Raw genomic sequence first — 1,243 nt, 5'->3', positions numbered from 1 at the left:
GGCGGCCCGGGGCCGCGGCCTCGGCCCCGCCATGGTCGGCTGGCAGCTGGCCCGCCGTCCCGGCCGCGCCACCGGACCCGTGCTGCTGCTCGTCATGGCCGTGGCCACCGGCGTCCTGGCGCTCGGACAGCAGGCAACCTGGACCGCCTCCCAGCGCGACCAGGCCGCCTTCGCCACGGCCGGCGGTCTGCGCATCTCCGGCTCGCACAACGCCCTGATGGGTCAGGGCGGCCGCTACGGCGGTCTGCCCGGCGGCGACCGGCTGGTCCCGGTGGTGCGCGACGAACAGCCGTTGCCGAGCGGCGTCCACGGCCAGCTGCTGGCTGTGGACGCCGCCGCCTTCGCCGACCGCGTCCCGGTCCGCTCCGACCTGCTCGACGGCGGAACCGGCGCGGAGGTCTTCGGCACGCTCGCCGGACCCGCCCCGGCCGGCATCCCGCTGCCCGGCGTCCCGCTGCGGATCGACGCCGACATCGCGGTGCGTCAGCAGGACCAGGAGCTCTGGTGGTCCAGGAGCAGCCAGGTCCACCCCCAAGTCCGGCTGCTGCTGCGCGACCGGTTCGGCCTGGTCCACAAGGTCCCGTTCGGCGACCTCCCGCTGAACGGCCAGGTCCGCTCCTCGATCCCGCTCGGCGCGCTGGTCGACGCCCCGGTGGGCTCGGTCGCCGCTCCGCTGACCGTGGTCGGCGCGACCGTCGACTTCGGCGATCGCAGCGAGGGCGAGGTCACCGTACGGAACCTGGCGGTCTCCGAGACCGCGGGGGGACCGGCCACCACCGTTCCGGTGCCGACCGGTGCCGGCTGGAGCCTCAAGCCCCCGACGGTCCGCGGCAGCACGGACAGCTCGCCGGTGGCCGCGCTCGCCTCCGAAACGGCCGGCGCCGACGCGCTGTTCACGGTCCGCTACCGTTCCGCCGGCGGCATCGGCGACCCGGTGCGCGCCGTGCTGAGCCCGACCGGGACGCCCGTTCCGGCCGGCGTCAACGGCGTCGCCACCCGCGACTACCTGAAGGCCGTCGGAGCCTCGGTCGGGGACACCGTCCGGGTGCCGTTCGGCGGGGTCGTCGTCCCGGTCAAGGTGACCGCCGTGATCGAGGCCGTACCGGTGGTCGGCCGACAGGCCCTGGTGATGGACCTCGGTACCGTCGCCCGGGTGCTGGCGGTCCAGGACCGCAACCTGCCCGCCCGCACCGAGTGGTGGCTGCCCGCCGCCGGGCCGGGCGACCGCGCCCCGGCCGAGGCC

General features: G+C 76.5%; 1 pseudogene. It reads left to right on the top strand.

Annotated features, from left to right (window positions below):
• Positions 1–1,243, top strand: a pseudogene (locus tag KS423_RS45725) (hypothetical protein); the annotation flags it as partial.

This window comes from Streptomyces sp. LS1784, assembly GCF_020103755.1.
Classification (GTDB): domain Bacteria; phylum Actinomycetota; class Actinomycetes; order Streptomycetales; family Streptomycetaceae; genus Kitasatospora.
The sequence above is the reverse complement of the archived record's forward strand: the minus strand, read 5'-3'. Positions and strand labels throughout refer to the sequence as shown.